This is a genomic window from Pseudomonas sp. RA_105y_Pfl2_P56, assembly GCF_963970845.1.
Classification (GTDB): domain Bacteria; phylum Pseudomonadota; class Gammaproteobacteria; order Pseudomonadales; family Pseudomonadaceae; genus Aquipseudomonas; species Aquipseudomonas baetica_A.
The window spans coordinates 1-17,583 of record NZ_CAXAPL010000058.1 but is presented as its reverse complement, the minus strand read 5'-3'; the positions used below and the strand labels follow the sequence as shown (position 1 = coordinate 17,583).

The 17,583-nt window shown below is 55.1% G+C and carries 17 protein-coding genes and 1 tRNA gene; 8 read left to right on the top strand and 10 right to left on the bottom strand.

The features are described from left to right. Window positions 1-138: 138 nt before the first annotated feature. From AACY11_RS26320 to AACY11_RS26290, 7 genes are all read right to left on the bottom strand, one after another. The gene (locus tag AACY11_RS26320) at window positions 139-993 is read right to left on the bottom strand and encodes a hypothetical protein (RefSeq protein WP_339496059.1); all 855 of its coding nucleotides are present in this window, start codon (window positions 991-993) and stop codon (window positions 139-141) included. 98 nt (window positions 994-1,091) lie between these two features. Next, window positions 1,092-3,977: a DUF927 domain-containing protein gene (locus AACY11_RS26315; protein WP_339496058.1), complete on the bottom strand. Its 2,886-nt coding sequence runs from the start codon at window positions 3,975-3,977 to the stop codon at window positions 1,092-1,094. Beyond that, window positions 3,974-4,246 carry a DUF3077 domain-containing protein gene (locus AACY11_RS26310; protein ID WP_339496057.1) on the bottom strand — a complete coding sequence of 91 codons (273 nt, stop codon included), beginning with the start codon at window positions 4,244-4,246 and terminating at the stop codon, window positions 3,974-3,976. The genes AACY11_RS26315 and AACY11_RS26310 overlap by 4 nt, the downstream gene beginning before the upstream one ends. Continuing rightward, on the bottom strand, window positions 4,243-4,524 hold the full coding sequence (locus AACY11_RS26305) for a hypothetical protein (RefSeq protein ID WP_339496056.1): 282 nt from the start codon (window positions 4,522-4,524) through the stop codon (window positions 4,243-4,245). The genes AACY11_RS26310 and AACY11_RS26305 overlap by 4 nt, the downstream gene beginning before the upstream one ends. Window positions 4,525-5,054: 530 nt before the next feature. Beyond that, window positions 5,055-5,360, bottom strand: a complete 306-nt coding sequence (locus tag AACY11_RS26300) for a hypothetical protein (RefSeq protein ID WP_339496055.1) — start codon at window positions 5,358-5,360, stop codon at window positions 5,055-5,057. Continuing rightward, the gene (locus AACY11_RS26295) at window positions 5,357-5,626 is read right to left on the bottom strand and encodes a helix-turn-helix transcriptional regulator (protein WP_339496054.1); all 270 of its coding nucleotides are present in this window, start codon (window positions 5,624-5,626) and stop codon (window positions 5,357-5,359) included. The genes AACY11_RS26300 and AACY11_RS26295 overlap by 4 nt, the downstream gene beginning before the upstream one ends. Continuing rightward, complete coding sequence (locus AACY11_RS26290) at window positions 5,623-5,871, bottom strand: helix-turn-helix domain-containing protein (RefSeq protein WP_339496053.1); 249 nt, start codon at window positions 5,869-5,871, stop codon at window positions 5,623-5,625. Before AACY11_RS26290 ends, AACY11_RS26295 begins: the two co-directional genes overlap by 4 nt. A 447-nt stretch (window positions 5,872-6,318) precedes the next feature. Between AACY11_RS26290 and AACY11_RS26285 the strand changes: the two genes are divergently transcribed. Together AACY11_RS26285 and AACY11_RS26280 are read left to right on the top strand one after the other, a co-directional pair. Beyond that, entirely contained in the window at window positions 6,319-7,128 is an 810-nt protein-coding gene (locus AACY11_RS26285; protein WP_339496052.1) for a hypothetical protein, read from the top strand. A 91-nt stretch (window positions 7,129-7,219) separates the two neighbouring features. Then, complete coding sequence (locus tag AACY11_RS26280; protein WP_339496051.1) at window positions 7,220-8,128, top strand: hypothetical protein; 909 nt, start codon at window positions 7,220-7,222, stop codon at window positions 8,126-8,128. A gap of 235 nt (window positions 8,129-8,363) precedes the next feature. Here the strand turns inward: AACY11_RS26280 and AACY11_RS26275 are convergent, their stop codons facing one another. The 3 genes from AACY11_RS26275 to AACY11_RS26265 all read right to left on the bottom strand — a co-directional run bounded on the left by AACY11_RS26275 (window position 8,364) and on the right by AACY11_RS26265 (window position 10,994). Continuing rightward, window positions 8,364-9,236, bottom strand: a complete 873-nt coding sequence (locus AACY11_RS26275; protein WP_339496050.1) for a hypothetical protein — start codon at window positions 9,234-9,236, stop codon at window positions 8,364-8,366. 267 nt (window positions 9,237-9,503) lie between these two features. After that, window positions 9,504-10,745, bottom strand: a complete 1,242-nt coding sequence (locus AACY11_RS26270) for a tyrosine-type recombinase/integrase (RefSeq protein WP_339496049.1) — start codon at window positions 10,743-10,745, stop codon at window positions 9,504-9,506. Window positions 10,746-10,909: 164 nt separating this feature from the next. Beyond that, window positions 10,910-10,994 (bottom strand) — tRNA-Leu (locus AACY11_RS26265). A 108-nt stretch (window positions 10,995-11,102) separates the two neighbouring features. Here AACY11_RS26265 and queA point away from each other — a divergent pair. The 6 genes from queA (at window position 11,103) to AACY11_RS26235 (ending at window position 17,202) form a co-directional block, all read left to right on the top strand. Then, complete coding sequence (queA, locus tag AACY11_RS26260) at window positions 11,103-12,167, top strand: tRNA preQ1(34) S-adenosylmethionine ribosyltransferase-isomerase QueA (protein ID WP_339434246.1); 1,065 nt, start codon at window positions 11,103-11,105, stop codon at window positions 12,165-12,167. A 14-nt stretch (window positions 12,168-12,181) separates the two neighbouring features. Then, window positions 12,182-13,297: a tRNA guanosine(34) transglycosylase Tgt gene (gene tgt, locus AACY11_RS26255; protein ID WP_162130185.1), complete on the top strand. Its 1,116-nt coding sequence runs from the start codon at window positions 12,182-12,184 to the stop codon at window positions 13,295-13,297. A 43-nt stretch (window positions 13,298-13,340) separates the two neighbouring features. Continuing rightward, window positions 13,341-13,679 carry a preprotein translocase subunit YajC gene (gene yajC / locus AACY11_RS26250; protein WP_003227923.1) on the top strand — a complete coding sequence of 113 codons (339 nt, stop codon included), beginning with the start codon at window positions 13,341-13,343 and terminating at the stop codon, window positions 13,677-13,679. Window positions 13,680-13,741: 62 nt separating this feature from the next. Then, window positions 13,742-15,610, top strand: coding sequence for a protein translocase subunit SecD (gene secD / locus AACY11_RS26245; RefSeq protein ID WP_339434247.1), 1,869 nt, complete (start codon window positions 13,742-13,744; stop codon window positions 15,608-15,610). A 9-nt stretch (window positions 15,611-15,619) separates the two neighbouring features. Then, window positions 15,620-16,534: a protein translocase subunit SecF gene (gene secF / locus AACY11_RS26240; protein WP_339434248.1), complete on the top strand. Its 915-nt coding sequence runs from the start codon at window positions 15,620-15,622 to the stop codon at window positions 16,532-16,534. Window positions 16,535-16,653: 119 nt separating this feature from the next. After that, entirely contained in the window at window positions 16,654-17,202 is a 549-nt protein-coding gene (locus AACY11_RS26235; protein WP_221733368.1) for a glycine zipper 2TM domain-containing protein, read from the top strand. Window positions 17,203-17,583: the final 381 nt, after the last annotated feature.

The following is a 17,583-nucleotide window of genomic DNA, read 5'->3' as shown; positions in this document are numbered from 1 at the left end:
TAATTCAAGGCTTCCAGAGGTGGAACACCAAATGCAAATAACCGGAACACCAGTTACACGGTACACGTTTGGTGTTCCGCGATTGGTGATCCGGTTATGGGTGAAAAGCATCGCCGTAGGTATCGGCGATGCGGTGAGTCAGGCGGCTAGCACCTGCTCCATGGACAGTGCATAGGCTTTATCTCTGATTGTCTTCTCGCTGATGCACGAAGCCCCATGCGGGGTTTGCAAAGGCACATAGAGCTCACTCAATGAGCTTGTCCATCCCAAGGCTTTCTCGGTGGCTTCCAAGTGTGCAGCGACGGCGGCAAACTCCTGAGCGGCCTTGTCCATGCGGTCAGCCCACATGATCCGCGCTACGCGTAGCTGCCGCTGACGAAGATCTTTCAAAACCTCTCTGATCTCTGTGATTTCCACATCGAGCTTCTCAACTTCGTTTTTCAAGGCTTGCGCGGTCGTTGCCAATCCTCGCTTGCCACGTGTCACCGTTGCCAGTGCTTCGGAGGCGAGACGGAGCACCTTCTCCGCACGCTGCTCATCTGCATCGTCTCCATCACTGAGAGCTACCGCATAACTCGCCGCGGCTTGTTTCTCCGCATATTGGGCCTTCTCGACTTCGGCTCGTTTCTCATCCTCTAGCTTTTGCAGTTTGGTTGACAGTTTTAGGCGTTTGTCCTGCAGCTTCTGCAGGTCGCTCTGTACCTGACTGATTTCTTTCTGAGCCTTTTTGATGTTGGCGCTCGCGAACCGGGTGCCATCTTCCCAGTCGATCAGCCTTTGAATACGCTTGATCTCGGAAGCGTGACCCTCGATAGCAGATTTAGCGTTATCAAACGCATCAGTGATTTCGCGAGGATACGGCGCTCTATTGATGCGGTTGTTAGCGTGGAAGCGTTTGGCCTCCTTTGCCGCCGCGCTAAGATTCGGTAGCGCCTTTTTGAGACGTTCCAGTTCCGCTTGGTGGTGCTTGAGTTGCTTTTGAAGTTCGCTCATTAGAATTCTTCCATATCAAAATTTGTGGTGTTTGTACGCATTATTCCGGGCGGGCCAGACCCGAAGCGGCCGGCAGCTCTCCTCGATCCGCCAATACTTCACGCAGCTTCGGTTTCAGAGGAGAGGAGGGCGTTGGCGTGAACCACGTACGCTCTCGTTTTTGCGAGCCCTGGGAGCCGCACAGATTGCGCAGCCCGACCCTCCGCGCTGGCTTCCAGAATCCCGCGTTCTATCAGTTCCCGATTGACTAAGGTGAGGCTCATGCCTTTGAACACTTCGGCCCTCCACGCAGTGGGCAGGAAGTAGTAGGTGACTAATGTGTAAACCCCATCGCCCATGCCGTGTTCAACTGTGCGCCGGAAGCCGAGGCGGTCGGTGGTCCGTGGTGCGTGATCGTCGGTCTTGGCGGCAAGACCGTCCCAGCGTGTAAAACGGCTTTCACCGAATCGCTCGATCACGTGCTGCAATCGATTCACAATGGCGTCTCCTTCCATGTTCCCGGCGCCGCCGCGCTCTTCGAGCCAAGCATTGAGGCAAACTTGCGCGGCTGTGGTCGCGGTGCCTTCCGGCCAGCCAGTAACACCAAGTGCCGTGGCCAGTTCACCAGCGGCAGCGGCAAGACCGAAGCGAGCAGCGGCACGATGCGCTTGACCGCTGGCGGATGCAGGAAGTGCTTTGGCGATAAAGCGCTCTACCGTTCGCCGCAGCATAGCTGTCCAGCCGAGCATTTCACCGGGCTTGCATAGCGCCGAAAGGAACGCGGTAAGCGGTGTACCGTAGTACTTGCCCACTCGTGCTTTGAGCGCGTCCGAAAGAGCGGCAGCGTCTTCGAATCCATTCAGCACGTCGAACATGCCTAGCCCTTTGCTCGCATCTGCCGGCACGGCCAACATGCGGATCTCCATACCTGCTTTTAGCTCTTTGTTCGCATCGGCCATGTGCTGCGCCAGTGTCTTCTCGCCAGTTGAGAGAAACAGCAAGCGCCACTCTTGTACCTGACGGCCTGCTTGCCCTCGGTCATTGGCGCGAGCTTTACCCGTGCCATTGCCGAGCATGTATACCGTCTCACCGATGATGCGCGGGTCGCACATACCGATTTCGTCGAGTACCAGGACGCCGTCCGAATGCGCGGCGGCAATCGACTCCAGCGCGTTGTCGGTAGAGCGCCACGATCGGACCAATCTCGGCCCGCCGTAGATCGACGCGGCAACTTGTAGGTGAGTCGTCTTGCCGCCGGAGCTGTCGCCATAAAGATGGAACCCACCTGATTCATGACCCAGCAAGTGCAGCAGCGGCCCAGCAAAAGCCGCGCTGACGACAAACGCTAAGCGGTGATTGCCTACGCAAAGTGCGCCGATTTGCTGTTGCCATTGCTCCAGTGTGCCGGCCTCGCTGATGGGAGGAAGCTGCGCCCCAGCATCACAAAAAAATAGATGCTCATGGCTATTGCCGATCTGCTGATCGGGTAGCAGGTATGCAGGTCCATGCCATCCAAGGCGAGTGACCAAGCGCGCCCGTTCGTTGCTATCGAAACCTTGCAGGTAGCTCTGAAGATCGTTGCGGGCATTGCGGCCGGAGCGCGTACCAGGCAAGCGCAATCCCATATCCACCAGCGGCCCCAATACGTCTTTGCCGAAGTCGCCGGTCATGTTGCGAGCGGGAATGTTCCAACGCTTTTTAGCGCCGTCTGGATCATCGAATTCAACCAGCAAACCCCAGTTGTGACCCTTGTCATCGCGGGTACGAGCGAGAATCTCCAAGGAGGAACACACAGGCCGCGACTCACCATCATCGCCGGTATAGAACACCCCTTCAGGGGCCAATCGAAAACCACCGGGCAGCAAATCAGTTTTCGATTTTGCCGGTTGTTTGGCTGCTGCTTTTGGCTCTGCAGGTTCGTCAGCTTGCTCGTGTGGGAGAGGAACTAAAAGCTCACCGCTGCGCGCCAGCTCGGCGACGTGTGCTGCCGTCCAACCTTTACTGAGTGCGTCGGCGGCATCGTCCCCGTCGTCCCAATTGCCACCTTTGGCGAAGGCTGCTTGATCGTCCTTCAAAGTGGGCTTGCGTTTGAACAAATTGAGCGCGACGAACCGGACCGATTCGGCGCCGATTTCGTGCAGCTTTTTGGCGACTTCTTCCATACACGACTTGCCGCTGCTGTCGTTGTCCGGCCAAAGCACAACCGAGCGCCCTTTGAGTGGTGTCAGGTCGGCCTTGTGCCAAGAGTTAGACCCGTTGGGCCAGCACATGGCCACGAAGTCCGGCATCAATTCGCTTGCCGCATCGGCGGCTTTTTCGCCCTCGCACAACACGACAGGTGCAGAATCGCGCAGTGCCAATTCTTCCAAGCGCAGGAGCGGACGCGGGTCAGGCAATCCCTGCCATCGCCATTGCGTGGTTTCGCTGTTGGAGCGCTGGCACCAAGTCAGTGGAGCGAAGACTTTTTTAGGCTTGCCGTCTTCATCTGGACCGAGATCAAAGCGGTAAAGCGCCATGAGTGGCTGACCGCTAGCGTCACGGTATATCCAGACTTTCGACGGAGCACCGTGATCTCGATGGCGGACCGGGCAACGTTGCATCGCTTCGGCCGGGATCGGCTGTATGGCGGTCCATGTTGGCGCTTTGGTTTTACCTTGAGCGGGAGCCGACCGCGCCGCACCGACGCTCACGCTCAGCAGTTCAGTGAGCTTCACGCACGCCTCGACATCTGTGCCGCCGTCCAAGTAGCGCACCAAGTCGATAAGGTCTCCGCCCTTGTCGCCAGTGGCGAAGTCAGCCCACGTGCCTTTGTTCAAATTGACCTTGAGCGAACCTGCTCGCTTGTCAGTGCGAGTCGGATTGGGAGCGGTGTATTCCTTGCCACCGTCCACACGCTTTCCGTTGGGCAGCCAGTGCGCGAGGACACGTTCAATGTCCTTCAGCGAGGCAGCTTTTACGTCGGCGAAGCTCGGACGTTTCGCTTTGCTGCTCTGGTGCTGGCTCATGTGTCGGCCCTCGGCGAGAACAGGGTGTCAGCCACGTCATCAAGTAGCGCTTTTGCCATTTCACCTAAATACAGAGCAGGCCAACTAAACCGCTCGCCTTGGTCGCTCATGGCGGCGTCGCGGTTGAGCAGATTCACGTGGTCTTGCAACTGAGAGGCTAGCTCCAGAGCATCTTCGATGGGGATGCCTGCGTTGACGCGAAATAACTTCAAGCCGCTGGCATTAGCAGGCGAAAAATCCGTGCGGCCGATCGTGGTCAACGCGTTCATAGCGAACCGCCTTCCTGCTCCGCTGGAACGGAAGTGGTATCACCGTGCAGAGCGAGGGTTTTGATCAAACCGAGGGTGCCGCGAACGTCCCAAATGACGGCGGCAATAACACGGTTGGAGAGGCGCGACTCACCTTCAAAGTGGTCTTCGAGCAACGTCAGCACCGAGTCCGCGCGCTCAATTGCGCAGGCTATGGCGTCAATAGGTACACCGGCCCCGGCGCGCTGGCTGACGCTGAGAATGTCTTCGGGCAGGGCAAAACTCAGGGCGTTGTTCATTGGACACCGCCTGCAGCTTCGAGAGCGCGAGCTTTGGCCATATGTGCGTTGTAGCGGGCAAGACGTGTAGCAAGACTGGAGTTGGCGTGTAGAGCGGCGAGAGCCATTGCACGGTGTGCAGCGGCGCGATTTTTGGACGGAATGAGGGCGTGCATGGGTGAGGCTCCTACTTTCTGACTGGAGCCGCCACCGTCCTTCCTACGGGATTGGGTGGCAGCTGTGCGCGGGGTAGGAATACCGGGATAGTAGGCACCCGGCCAGGCCGAAGCCTGCCCACACACAGCCGCCATAACACGATACTGCGGGCGAAAAAAAACGCCGGCAGTTGTGATCTGGGCGCTGATGCGCCTACTAATTCTCGGGTTCCTACGCCCGGTCGTTGAATTTGCAACGACTGCGGCAGGATAACTCCGTGTTTTTACAAGCGCAACCGGCACGAAGCCTTGCGCATTATTTTGATGCGACATAAATTGATCGGGCATACAGATTGACCTCAAACGCCCCCGGTTGCCGCCGGGGGCGTTTTCGTTTCAGGCGTGGGCTTCCCAACGCAGGTTGAGCAGGGGGAGGAAGCCGTCATCGATCATGGAGCGGGCGTCTTCGTAGGCTTCCGTTTGCTGGCCTTCATCAACGATCACCGCACCAAGTTTTTCGCAACGAAGCGCGAGGGCGCACCATGTACCGTCGGCCCAGCTCAGTACGCTGACCACGCGCCCTTGTCTGTCTTGTCGGCCGCGATAGCGCTCGAGGCGCTGCATCGTGGCGGCTGAAAAGCCGATGCGGCGCAGCACTGAAAAGGGATGCATCAAGGCTTGATTGGCAATTGAGCGGCTCATGCGGCCACCTCATCACGTGCTTCAATGCGACCACGTGCCCACGCTTGAACTTCCGACAAAACCCAGGCCACTGGAGCGCCGCGAGCGTTGCTGTTCGTGAGTTTTACGGTTTTAGGAAAACCGCTTTCTGGCTCATTCATCAGCTTGTAGATGGTGGGGCGCGCAAGTCCGACGATGGCCATGACCTCGGCGATGCGGATGAGCGTCAGCGACGGGTCGATTGGCGTAGAGTCGTTTGCAGAGGAGTGGAGGCGAGAGGTTTTCATTTCTCGTTCCTCGCAGTTGCGGCAGCGCTGTGCGTGCGGCTTTCGAGCCACGTCGACACATCCTTAGGCCGATATCGCACGCGGCTTCCGACTTTTACATATGGCAGCGGATTACGGCGCGAACTGCGCCAGGCGGCGAGCGTGCGATGCGAGAGGCCGAGAGTGGCAGCCACTTGATCGGGGGTGAGTAAGTCAGTGGCGGAGGTTGAAAGCGGGGTTATGGATTGGAGCGTCGTGGTAGTCATTGAGCGTTTCCTGTAGTCGTGGATAGATACAGAGCTAACGCTACCGGCGAAAAGGGAAATGAACGGCGGTTCACTTCCTTCTAAGTATTCGAATAGTCCAAATATTTGCGAGAACCTTAGACAGGGCGTTGCGTAGCCATGACCGGCGAAACGGGTGGCGAACTGAAGGTGGCGACATATCGGCCGGAGACTTACGCTCCCCAAATTTCATTTTTTGGAACGCTTTAACAATGACAAGCTTCCGGGAGATAAACGTTGAAACCTTCAATAATTTTCCTTTTCCCCTTTCGCTACAAAGATGTATTGTCCTATGCAGAGTCGTGGGATGTATGTATGTGGTAGATACGTTTCTAAGAAAGGTGTCTAGAGGTTATTTGCAAAGAATCTTCTAAGATCGGTAAAAGGTTGTCTTGTTTAAATTAATTTAATCAGGTGGGTCGAAAGGAAATGGAGCTAGAGATAAATACGGTGATGGTGTGCGTTCACACTACCAGCAATTCGGAAGAAGAAAGTCGTTCAGTTCCAACTCCGGATATTCGATCCAATAAGCCTATTGGTTTTCATGATCAAGAGGATAATAATACGGCTTTTTTTCAAAAGCTTGTAATGGCGAAGTTTAATGGTCAAGATATTTCAATTGCGATTCCAAATGAGATATCACTTTCTCTAAGTATTTCAAAAAAATCCATGATCGCTGCGGATAATAAACGAGAGGAAATAAAAAAACATGCTGCTGACCGGAATGCAATTTTTGAGTCTGATGTAAAGATAGCTTATGATTTTCTTGAGGAGATTCAAAAATCTGTCGTGTTTGCGTACAAAGCGGTAGAGTCATTTTGCAATGCAAGTATTCCCGACGGCTATGTGTATAAAAAAACTACAAGTAAGGGTATTGTTGAGCACTATGGCAAGGAACAGATAGAGCGGTGGATTAATACTTCAGAAAAAGTTTCTATCATACTTCCTGAGATACTGGTCTGTGGCTCTCCAACAGAGCAAAAATTTTGGGGAGACTTTAAAAATCTGGAGCGGATACGGAATGAATTGATACACAGTAAATCCATTAATAGTGCGGAAATACTCGCTGAGTTGTTTTCAGATGTAGTAATCAGATATGTTGGTTCAAGTGTTGCGCTTTTGGAGTTTTTTATCAAGCTTGATCCGGCTAATCCTATTTTTCCACTTGGTTTTGGAAAGTCTAAGATTAAGATTATTTCAGTGCCAGATGTTGAGGAGTACTTGCAGAAGATCGGGTAAAAAATTCGTCGGGATTCGTATTTGGTTTTTTGTGTGTTATTTATGATTGATGCATTTGGATCGCTAGATATTTAGGTTTTAAGGGGAAGAAATGGGTAATCTGGTTGTGGATATTATGCCTCCTGCATATTGGCAGGATTTTGAAAGGTTGACTTTGGATATCGCAAAATCCAAGTGGAAAGATGACTATGCGGAGAGAAATGGTCGTCAGGGTCAAGCCCAAGCAGGCGTTGATGTATACGGTTATAACTATGTACAACAAGAACATACCGGGATCCAGTGTAAGAAGCGAACTTGGAAGACGAAGCCGGGTGCTGATGCTCCTTCGAACACACTGAGTATTAGTGAGATTGATGAGGAAATAAAATTAGCCAAAGGCTTCGCTCCCGAGTTAAAGCGTTTCATTATAAGTACTACTGGTCAGCGAGATGCAGATCTTCAGGAATATGTTCGAAAAATTAATGAAAAGAGTAACGGTTTTGCCGTATCGTTGATGTTTTGGGAAGATTATGTGGATTTTTTGAATGATAATCCAGAATTCATGTATAGGTATTATGATAATGTTCTGAAGTATCGTAATGCATATAGCGCAGATGAGCATTATTATCGTCTTTTATCCATGGCTTTTGATCGCCCAGCTATTCGGACGCCATTTCACTTAGAGAATAGGGCTACTGATTTTATTGAGGCGCTATCTGCAACCCAAAGTGCTATTGCGACTGGATGTTTGAAAGATCGAGATGGTCGCGTGATTGATCAGGTCAGAGTCCCTAAAGAGAAGCCAAGAGAGCTTGGCAATGCAGCTAGAAAGTTGCAGAAAGCGCGAGAAATCGCAACAGGATCCCTAAATGATGGACGAATTCTAGAGCATCCTACAGTTATTGAAATTTTAGATAAAGAGATTGTAGTAAAGCTCAATGATCTCAGGTTCGAATCAGTTGAGTTGTTAAATAAGATACTTTGTGCGAAGGGGCTGCCAATCATTTTGATCGATACATGAAGGAGTCTTCTTCGGAATGTACGGGTTTAGACCCTAGTTGGACTTCTCTATTGCGGAGGGTTACCAGCTGCATGCGCTTTTAGGCTTGTGTGATTTTACTTTATGTCTAAGTGGAGTGCGGCAACTAAATTTCGTTATGATTCTGGCCGCGCCGGTGTCCGCATGAGCAAATCCCCTGCAATCATTGAGCAAGTACAGCGCAAGCGAACGTTCAGTTGGGCTTCAAATACTTGATCTATTTTGCCGGTCCCGAGCAAAGCAATCCTCCCGTGATCAAAATGTTGCGGATTTGTTTTGTGGAAAGCTTGGTGGTGCCGGACGGTGTCTTCAGCGCAGAGTCAGTGTTAGCAATAATGCCAACGATCTCCCTCTCCGACCGCCCATCACTTAGTAGGCGCTTAGCGTGGTCGCAAATGCTTTGATTGCGATCTATTGTGGCCTCGCGACGTACAGTCGCCGAGTTGATACCTGCCTTGCGTGCGGTAGCGCTGATTCGGATCTTTTCTGCGTTGCTTAACAACGGAGAGTAGTAGACGTTGGCGAGGGTCATATAGTATCGAGCTGTCCCCGTCAATTCTGCCGCCTCCACTCGTGCTTCGATTTCCAGATACGCTTGTTGCTGGCGTACATCCTCCACAAACGCTGCAAATTCGTCCGACGCGTCTGCGATCATTTTGGCAAGACTCTCAAAATTCCCTGCGCACAGATCCGTATCGAAGCCACTGAACCACCGCTGCAACGTCTCGATGACACGGCAGGCTCGATCCATCGCCAGCGCAGCAATATACTGGCTATCAGTGATATCTGAGTCGGTCGATTCCCCTACTATCCACTGGATGCAGCGAGGCAGGTCGTCTCTGGACCGTTTGAATTGTTGGCTTATGTTGTAGGAAAGCCGCCTTACATTAGCTAACACTCTAATGGATTCAACGGACCACTCCCCATCTTTCAGGTGGCTCTCCCAATGCTCTTGGCCATCTCGAATGAGGTCGAGGGCATCATCGATGCGTTCTGCAAATTCTTCGTACAGCGTGAATCGCTCTAATATCTCGACAATTTCCCAGCCTTCGATGTTGAGGGGATCGCTCAAATAAAAAAAATTACTCAAGATTCACCCCTCGCCCCGTATTTGCATTCAATAAAACGCGAGTACCTGCGCCCGACGAGGCTAAAAGACCGCCAGTGAGGGTAGGGAGGTGCTGCTTCGAAGTGCTGCCGTCTTTGGAACACCTTTTGTGTGCCTTCAACCATGTGTTCCAGGTGAAACCCAGTGGTGTTCCAGGCTTGAAAATCGCGAATTCAGGGGCTTTCAGCCGTTTCGGAACACATGGAACACGTGGAACACCGGTTTTTTGAGCGATCAGGATTGGCATGGTCAAATGGCTTGTCCGAATTGGCCCAGTACGACGTTCCCATTCTGCAACTTGTCTAGATGATCGGCGTACCACTGCATCATGGCTGTCCGTTGCTCGAGGTACTGAGCTTTGTTGTAGACCCCCGAGATGCCCTCTTCTTTGTGAGCCAATTGCGCCTCCACATGTTCCTTTGGCCATCCATGTTCACGGAGCAGGGTGCTCGCTGTGTGCCGTGTTCCGTGGCCTACAAGACGTCCTTTGTAGCCAATGGTCGCGAATACCTTATTGATTGTGTTCTCACTGATAGTCGGATTCTTCGCTCCAACTCCCGGAAATAGCCAGCGGCTGCGCCCGGTTAAAGCGTGCAGCTCTCTAAGTGCTACCAGTGCTTGGCGCGGAAGTGGACATACGAAGTCTCGGCGCATCTTCATCTTCGATGCAGGTGTAGTCCAAAGAGCTTTATCGAGATCAAACTCTTTCCACTCCGCGAGACGAACCATTCCCGGCCTAGAGGCTGTCCATATGCAAAGCCATGCCGCCGTTCTGGCGGTGAGTCTGCTGGGGGTGTTCATTAAGGCTGTGAGAAACTCGCCGAGTTCGGGCTCTAGCAAATGAGGGTGTTGTTGAGTCTTCGGTGCTTGAGCTGCGATGTCGCGTAGACGGCTACCCGGATCGTTTTCTGTCAATCCCAATCCGATTGCTCTGCCGAAGATCTGATTGACCCACGTCCGACATTTCTCAGCAACGTTATGCGCCTCCCGAGCTTCGAGGGAGGCCTGGAGATTTGCACAATCGGTTCGGGTTATTTCGTCCAGAGGTTTATCACCCAGCGCTGGAAGAATGTCTTTGTCGAGGTAAGTGCGGATTTTATTGAGGGTGGAGGGAGCGAGACCTTTCTCCTCCTTTGCCTTTAGCCAAGCTTCCGCAGCTGCTCTGAAGGTTCGGGTTCGAGCGGCATCGATTGCCGCTTTTGCCGAGCGCTTCTGTTCAAGAGGGTCGGCACCGCTACTGACAACCTTTCGTAGATCGGCTGCTTTTTCACGGGCAAGTGCGCCGCTGACTTCTGGATAGCCGCCGAGGCCCATCCATGCCCAGTTACCTGCAGGCCGCTTGTACCTGAGTTGCCATGACTTGCCACCGTCCGGTTTGACCCGGAAATATAAGCCGTTTCCATCTAGCTCTCGATATTCCTTTGTTTCAGGCTCAAGCCCTGCAAGCGTGGTATCGGCGAGGGGGCGGCGCTTGATGTCTGCGCGTTTCATCCTTGTATCCCAAAGTTAGGTGTTTTTCTCAGGATACAAGCAGGGATACAGGGATACAACGGATAAGGGGAGGCAGGGATAAACAGACAGGCACAAAAAAACCGGCCAAGTGGCCGGTTTCTCTGGGTCTGAGAGGCTGGTAGAGACTCTCAGATACTGCTATGTGGTGCCCCGAGGGAGACTCGAACTCCCACTCCTTTCGAAAACGGATTTTGAATCCGCCGCGTCTACCAATTCCGCCATCAGGGCTCAATGGCGGCGAAGTATAGAGATGAGATTACCGTTGGTCAATCACGTTTCATGGTCAATTTTCGATATTTCCGCTAGACTTTCGGGCCCTGCTAGACGAACCCCATCATGCGCGTTGCTGACTTTACCTTCGAACTCCCTGATTCGCTGATCGCTCGCCACCCTTTGGCCGAGCGTCGCGGTAGTCGCCTGTTGACCCTGGATGGGGTTAGCGGCGCCCTCGCACACCGTCAATTCACTGATTTGCTTGAGCATTTGCGCCCGGGCGATTTGATGGTGTTCAACAATACGCGGGTGATTCCGGCGCGGCTGTTCGGGCAGAAAGCCTCCGGCGGCAAGCTGGAAATCCTCATCGAGCGGGTGCTTGATGCGCATCGCGTGCTGGCGCATGTACGTTCCAGCAAGTCGCCGAAGCCGGGTTCGAAGATTTTCATCGATGGCGGTGGCGAAGCTGAAATGCTTGCGCGCCATGATGCGTTGTTCGAGTTGGGCTTCGATGAAGATGTGCTGCCGCTGCTCGATCGCGTCGGGCACATGCCGTTGCCTCCTTATATAGACCGCCCGGATGAAGGCTCGGATCGCGAGCGTTATCAGACGGTGTACGCCGAGCGCCTGGGCGCGGTGGCGGCGCCGACGGCGGGGCTGCATTTCGATCAGCCGCTGATGGAAGCGATTGCCGCCAAGGGCGTCGAGACCGCATTCGTCACGTTGCACGTTGGCGCGGGTACGTTCCAGCCGGTGCGCGTGGAGAAGATCGAAGATCACCACATGCACAGCGAGTGGCTGGAAGTCGGCCAGGACGTGGTCGATGCCGTCGCCGCTTGCCGTGCGCGGGGTGGTCGGGTGATCGCGGTCGGCACCACCAGCGTGCGTTCGCTGGAAAGTGCGGCGCGTGATGGCGTGCTCAAGCCGTTCAGTGGCGACACCGACATCTTTATCTTCCCGGGCCGGCCGTTCCATGTGGTCGATGCCCTGGTGACCAATTTCCATTTGCCGGAATCCACGCTGTTGATGCTGGTTTCGGCCTTCGCCGGTTATCCCGAAACCATTGCCGCCTACAAGGCCGCCGTCGACAACGGTTACCGCTTTTTCAGCTACGGTGATGCGATGTTCATCACCCGTAACCCCGCACCTACTGCCCCTAAACAAACAGGCCCAGAGGAAACAGAATGAGTCGCGAATGTCGCATGTCCTTTGAGCTCCTGGCAACCGATGGCAAGGCCCGTCGTGGTCGCCTGACCTTCCCGCGTGGCACCGTCGAGACGCCGGCGTTCATGCCGGTGGGCACTTACGGCACGGTCAAGGGCATGTTGCCGCGTGACATCGTCGCCACCGGCGCCGAGATCATCCTGGGCAACACCTTCCACCTGTGGCTGCGCCCGGGTACTCAGGTGATCAAGGAGCACGGTGACCTGCACGATTTCATGCAGTGGAAAGGCCCGATCCTGACCGACTCCGGCGGTTTCCAGGTGTTCAGCCTTGGCGCGATGCGCAAGATCAAGGAGGAGGGCGTGACCTTCGCCTCTCCCGTGGATGGCGCCAAAGTGTTCATGGGCCCGGAAGAGTCGATGCAGGTTCAGCGTGACCTGGGCTCCGACATCGTGATGATCTTCGACGAATGTACACCGTATCCGGCTGACGAAGACGTCGCGCGCGTGTCGATGGAGCTGTCGCTGCGCTGGGCTCAACGCTCGAAAAACGCTCACGGTGACAACACCGCGGCGCTGTTCGGGATCGTCCAGGGCGGAATGCACCAGGATCTGCGCATGCGTTCGCTGGAAGGTCTCGACAAGATCGGCTTCGATGGCCTCGCCATTGGCGGTCTGTCGGTGGGCGAACCGAAGCACGAGATGATCAAGGTGCTGGATTATCTGCCGGGCATGATGCCGGCTGACAAACCTCGTTACCTTATGGGCGTTGGCAAACCGGAAGATCTGGTTGAGGGTGTGCGCCGCGGTGTGGACATGTTCGATTGCGTGATGCCAACCCGTAATGCCCGCAATGGGCATCTGTTCATTGATACAGGCGTGCTGAAGATCCGTAACGCATTCCATCGCCATGATGAATCGCCGCTGGATCCGACCTGCGATTGCTATACCTGCCAGAACTTCTCCCGCGCTTATCTGCATCACCTGGACAAATGCGGCGAAATGCTCGGCAGCATGCTCAATACCATCCACAACTTGCGCCATTATCAGGTGCTGATGGCTGGTTTGCGCGAGGCTATTCAACAGGGTACATTGGCCGCCTTTGTCGATGCCTTCTACGCCAAACGCGGGCTCCCCGTTCCGCCTTTGGACTAAGTTTTCTGACCCCAAGATTCAACATTTGCAACTGGAGTGCTAAATGAGCTTTTTTATCTCTAATGCCATGGCTGACGCAGCTGCACCGGCTGCTGCCGGCCCAATGGGCGGCGGTTTCGAGTGGATTTTCCTGGTCGGCTTCCTGGTCATCTTCTATCTGATGATCTGGCGTCCACAGGCCAAGCGCGCCAAAGAGCAGAAGAACCTGCTGAGCAGCCTTGCGAAGGGCGACGAAGTGGTGACCACCGGCGGCATCGCCGGCAAGATCACCAAAGTGGCCGATGACTTCGTGGTTCTGGAAGTTTCCGACACCGTGGAAATGAAGTTCCAGAAGGGCGCCATCGCCGCCACGCTGCCAAAAGGCACGCTGAAAGCGATCTAAGCAACAACTTCTACTCAATCGACGGGGCGCGCAAGGCGCCCCGCGTCATAACGGGCGGCGTGATGCTGAACAAATACCCTCTGTGGAAATACATTCTGATCCTGGCGGTGCTGGCGGTCGGTCTGATTTATTCCGCTCCCAATCTTTACCCCGATGACCCGGCTATTCAAATCAGCGGCGCCAGCACGGCTCTGCAGGTCAATCAGGCCGATCTGGACCGCGTAAGCACCGCGCTTCACGAGTCCGGGATCAACGTCAAGGCGGCCACTCTGGCGGCAAACGGCAAGGGCGGCCTGATCCGTCTGAGCAAGGCTGAAGATCAGCTGCCGGCCAAAGACGTTGTGCGCAAGGCATTGGGTGATGACTATGTCGTCGCGCTGAACCTGGCACAAACCACCCCGCAATGGCTGCGCAATCTGGGCGCGCACCCGATGAAGCTGGGTCTGGACTTGTCCGGTGGTGTGCACTTCCTGCTGGAAGTGGACATGGATAAAGCCCTCGATGCACGCCTGAAAGTCTACGAAGGCGACGTCAAGAGCCTGCTGCGCAAAGAGAAGCTGCGCTATCGCAGCCTGCCGCAACTGGGCGGTGCCATCCAGTTGGGCTTCGCTGATGAAGGCAGCCGCGAACAAGCCCGTGCACTGATCCGCAAGAACTTCAACGATTTCGACATTGTTCCGGCCGACCTCAATGGTCAACCGGTGCTGCGTCTGGCGATGACCCCGGCCAAGCTGGCGGAAATCCGCGAATACTCCATCAAGCAGAACTTGACCACGGTACGTAACCGCGTCAATGAGCTGGGTGTTGCCGAACCGATCGTCCAGCGTCAGGGCGCCAACCGTATCGTGGTTGAGCTGCCGGGCGTGCAGGACACTGCCGAAGCCAAGCGTATCCTCGGCAAAACGGCCAACCTTGAGTTCCGTCTGGCGGCAGAGCCGGGCGCTTCGAAAGCCACCTCCGAGACGTTCGAGTTCCGTGAAGGCAATCGTCCTCCGGCGCAGATCGAGCGTGGTCTGATCATCACCGGTGATCAGGTCACTGACGCCAAGGCCGGTTTCGGCGAACACGGTACGCCTGAGGTGAACATCCGTCTGGATGGTCATGGTGGCGAACTGATGAGCCGCGCGACCCGTTCGAACGTCGGTCGCAGCATGGCAGTGATCTTCATCGAGCAGCGTCCGGTCACCACTTACACCAAGCAAGTGGTTGGTGGCGTCGAGAAAGACGTACCGGTGCAGACCTTCAAGGAAGAGAAGAAGATCATCAGCCTGGCGACCATTCAGTCGCCGCTGGGGGCTCAGTTCCGCATCACTGGCCTGAACGGTCAGGGCGAGTCGTCCGAACTGGCGCTGCTGTTGCGTGCCGGTGGTCTGGCGGCGCCGATGTACTTCGCTGAAGAGCGCACCATCGGTCCGAGCCTGGGTGCTGACAACATCACCAAAGGTATCGATGCATCGCTGTGGGGCATGCTGTTTGTCTCGCTGTTCATCATCGCCATCTATCGCTTCTTCGGCATCATCGCCACTGTCGCTCTGGGCGTGAACATGGTGTTGCTGCTGGCGCTGATGTCGCTGCTGGGGGCAACGCTGACCCTGCCGGGTATCGCCGGTATCGTCTTGACCATGGGTATGGCGGTCGACGCCAACGTGCTGATCTTCTCGCGGATTCGCGAAGAGATTGCCGCCGGGATGACCGTGCAGCGTGCAATCAGCGAAGGCTTCGGCCGGGCATTCACCGCGATTCTCGACGCCAACCTGACAACCTTGTTGGTCGGCGGGATTCTCTTTGCCATGGGCACAGGCCCGGTCAAAGGCTTCGCAGTGACCATGTCCCTCGGGATCTTTACCTCGATGTTCACGGCCATCATGGTGACCCGCGCGATGGTCAACCTGATCTTCGGCGGTCGTGACTTCAAGAAGTTGTGGATTTAAGGGGCTGCCATGTTACGTACAATCAACTTCATGGGCGTTCGCAACGTTGCGTTCGGCGTCACATTGTTCCTTACCGTGCTGGCCTTGTTCAGTGTCGCCACCAAGGGCATGAACTGGGGTCTGGACTTTACCGGCGGTACGCTCATCGAGCTGACCTACGAGCGTCCGGCCGATGTCACCAAGGTGCGCGAGCAACTGGTGGAGTCGGGTTACCACGAAGCCATCGTGCAGAGCTTCGGTGCAACCACTGATCTGCTGGTGCGTATGCCTGGCGAAGACCCGCAACTGGGTCATCAGGTAGCCGATGCTCTGCAGAAGGTCGGCGGCGACAACCCGGCGACGGTCAAGCGTGTCGAGTTCGTCGGCCCGCAGGTCGGTGAAGAGCTGCGCGACCAGGGCGGCCTCGGCATGCTGCTGGCGCTCGGCGGCATTCTGCTTTACCTGGCTTTCCGCTTTCAGTGGAAGTTCGCGGTCGGCGCCATTGTTTCGCTGATCCACGACGTGATCGTGACCATCGGTATTCTGTCGTTCTTCCAGGTCACCTTCGACCTGACGGTGCTGGCGGCGGTACTGGCGATCATTGGTTACTCGCTGAACGACACCATCGTGGTGTTCGACCGGGTTCGTGAGAACTTCCGTGTGCTGCGCAAGGCTTCGTTGATCGAGAACATCAACATCTCGACCACTCAGACTTTGCTGCGCACCATGGCGACGTCGATCTCCACGTTGCTGGCGATCTCGGCTCTGCTGTTCTTTGGTGGTGACAACCTGTTCGGCTTCTCCATTGCCCTGTTTATCGGTGTTCTGGCGGGTACTTACTCGTCGATCTACATCGCTAACGTGGTGTTGATCTGGCTGGATCTGACCACTGAAGACCTGATTCCACCCGCTAACACCGACAAGGAAATCGACGACCGTCCATAACGGCCATCGTTTTCCCGGTTGTCAGCCAAAAAGGCGCGAGTTGAACTCGCGCCTTTTTTTATGCTCCAAGGCTGGGATAAGCGCGGGCCCGACCCGCATGTGATGGTCAGGAGGTTCATGTGAACAAGTCGTTACTGGTTGGTGCGGTATTGGGTGCTGTCGGTGTAACAGCCGGGGGTGCTGTTGCCACCTACAGCCTGGTTAAAAGCGGCCCTGAGTACGCGCAAGTGCTGGCCGTTGAGCCGGTCAAAACACAGATCAAGACGCCACGTGAAGTTTGCAAGGATGTAACCGTGACCCGGCAGGCGCCGGTCAAGGACCAACACCAGATCCTCGGCACCGCTATCGGTGCGGTAGCGGGCGGTTTGCTGGGTAACCAGGTGGGGGGTGGCACCGGCAAGAAGATTGCCACGGTGGCAGGTGCGGTTGGCGGCGGTTATGCCGGCAACAAGGTGCAGGAAGGTATGCAAAACCGTGACACCTACACCACCACGCAAACGCGCTGCAACACAGTGAATGACATCAGTGACAAGGTTGTTGGTTACGACGTGCGTTATTCGCTGGATGGCAAGGAGGGCAAGGTGCGGATGGATCGCGATCCGGGCAACCAGATTCCGGTCGACAAGGAAGGTAAATTGATTCTGTCGCAGAATGGGTCGGGCCAATAATCGTTCGATCGTTTGAGATGAAGCACCCTGCGGGGTGCTTTTTTGTGTTCGTGATTCAAGTCGCGCGGTAAATCCCGTGTGGGGGGAGCTTGCTCGCGAATGCTGCTTAATATTCAAAGTGGATGCTGAATGACTCACCGCTCTCGCGAGCAAGCCTGCTCTCACATTGGGTCTATGGTGTGTCGGAAGGTCTAAATCATGGGCATAAAAAAAGCACCCCGAACAGACTGTGTGAAAACCTAGCAATCTGTGCGGCGCTCAATGAAAATGCTCCGTATCGAAAGATACGGAGCATTTTTCGTTATGGCTTACATCCAAGGAGAGTCTCGCAGCCAGACCAGCCTGTTTCCGGTCTCGCTGGAAGAGTTGATCCCCGAAGAT

Bases quoted from the DNA above. Each gene is read 5' to 3' on its own strand.
- AACY11_RS26320 (WP_339496059.1), bottom strand. From the start codon at position 993: ATGAGCGAACTTCAAAAGCAACTCAAGCACCACCAAGCGGAACTGGAA.
- AACY11_RS26315 (WP_339496058.1), bottom strand. From the start codon at position 3,977: ATGAGCCAGCACCAGAGCAGCAAAGCGAAACGTCCGAGCTTCGCCGAC.
- AACY11_RS26310 (WP_339496057.1), bottom strand. From the start codon at position 4,246: ATGAACGCGTTGACCACGATCGGCCGCACGGATTTTTCGCCTGCTAAT.
- AACY11_RS26305 (WP_339496056.1), bottom strand. From the start codon at position 4,524: ATGAACAACGCCCTGAGTTTTGCCCTGCCCGAAGACATTCTCAGCGTC.
- AACY11_RS26300 (WP_339496055.1), bottom strand. From the start codon at position 5,360: ATGAGCCGCTCAATTGCCAATCAAGCCTTGATGCATCCCTTTTCAGTG.
- AACY11_RS26295 (WP_339496054.1), bottom strand. From the start codon at position 5,626: ATGAAAACCTCTCGCCTCCACTCCTCTGCAAACGACTCTACGCCAATC.
- AACY11_RS26290 (WP_339496053.1), bottom strand. From the start codon at position 5,871: ATGACTACCACGACGCTCCAATCCATAACCCCGCTTTCAACCTCCGCC.
- AACY11_RS26285 (WP_339496052.1), top strand. From the start codon at position 6,319: ATGGAGCTAGAGATAAATACGGTGATGGTGTGCGTTCACACTACCAGC.
- AACY11_RS26280 (WP_339496051.1), top strand. From the start codon at position 7,220: ATGGGTAATCTGGTTGTGGATATTATGCCTCCTGCATATTGGCAGGAT.
- AACY11_RS26270 (WP_339496049.1), bottom strand. From the start codon at position 10,745: ATGAAACGCGCAGACATCAAGCGCCGCCCCCTCGCCGATACCACGCTT.
- queA (WP_339434246.1), top strand. From the start codon at position 11,103: ATGCGCGTTGCTGACTTTACCTTCGAACTCCCTGATTCGCTGATCGCT.
- tgt (WP_162130185.1), top strand. From the start codon at position 12,182: ATGTCCTTTGAGCTCCTGGCAACCGATGGCAAGGCCCGTCGTGGTCGC.
- yajC (WP_003227923.1), top strand. From the start codon at position 13,341: ATGAGCTTTTTTATCTCTAATGCCATGGCTGACGCAGCTGCACCGGCT.
- secD (WP_339434247.1), top strand. From the start codon at position 13,742: ATGCTGAACAAATACCCTCTGTGGAAATACATTCTGATCCTGGCGGTG.
- secF (WP_339434248.1), top strand. From the start codon at position 15,620: ATGTTACGTACAATCAACTTCATGGGCGTTCGCAACGTTGCGTTCGGC.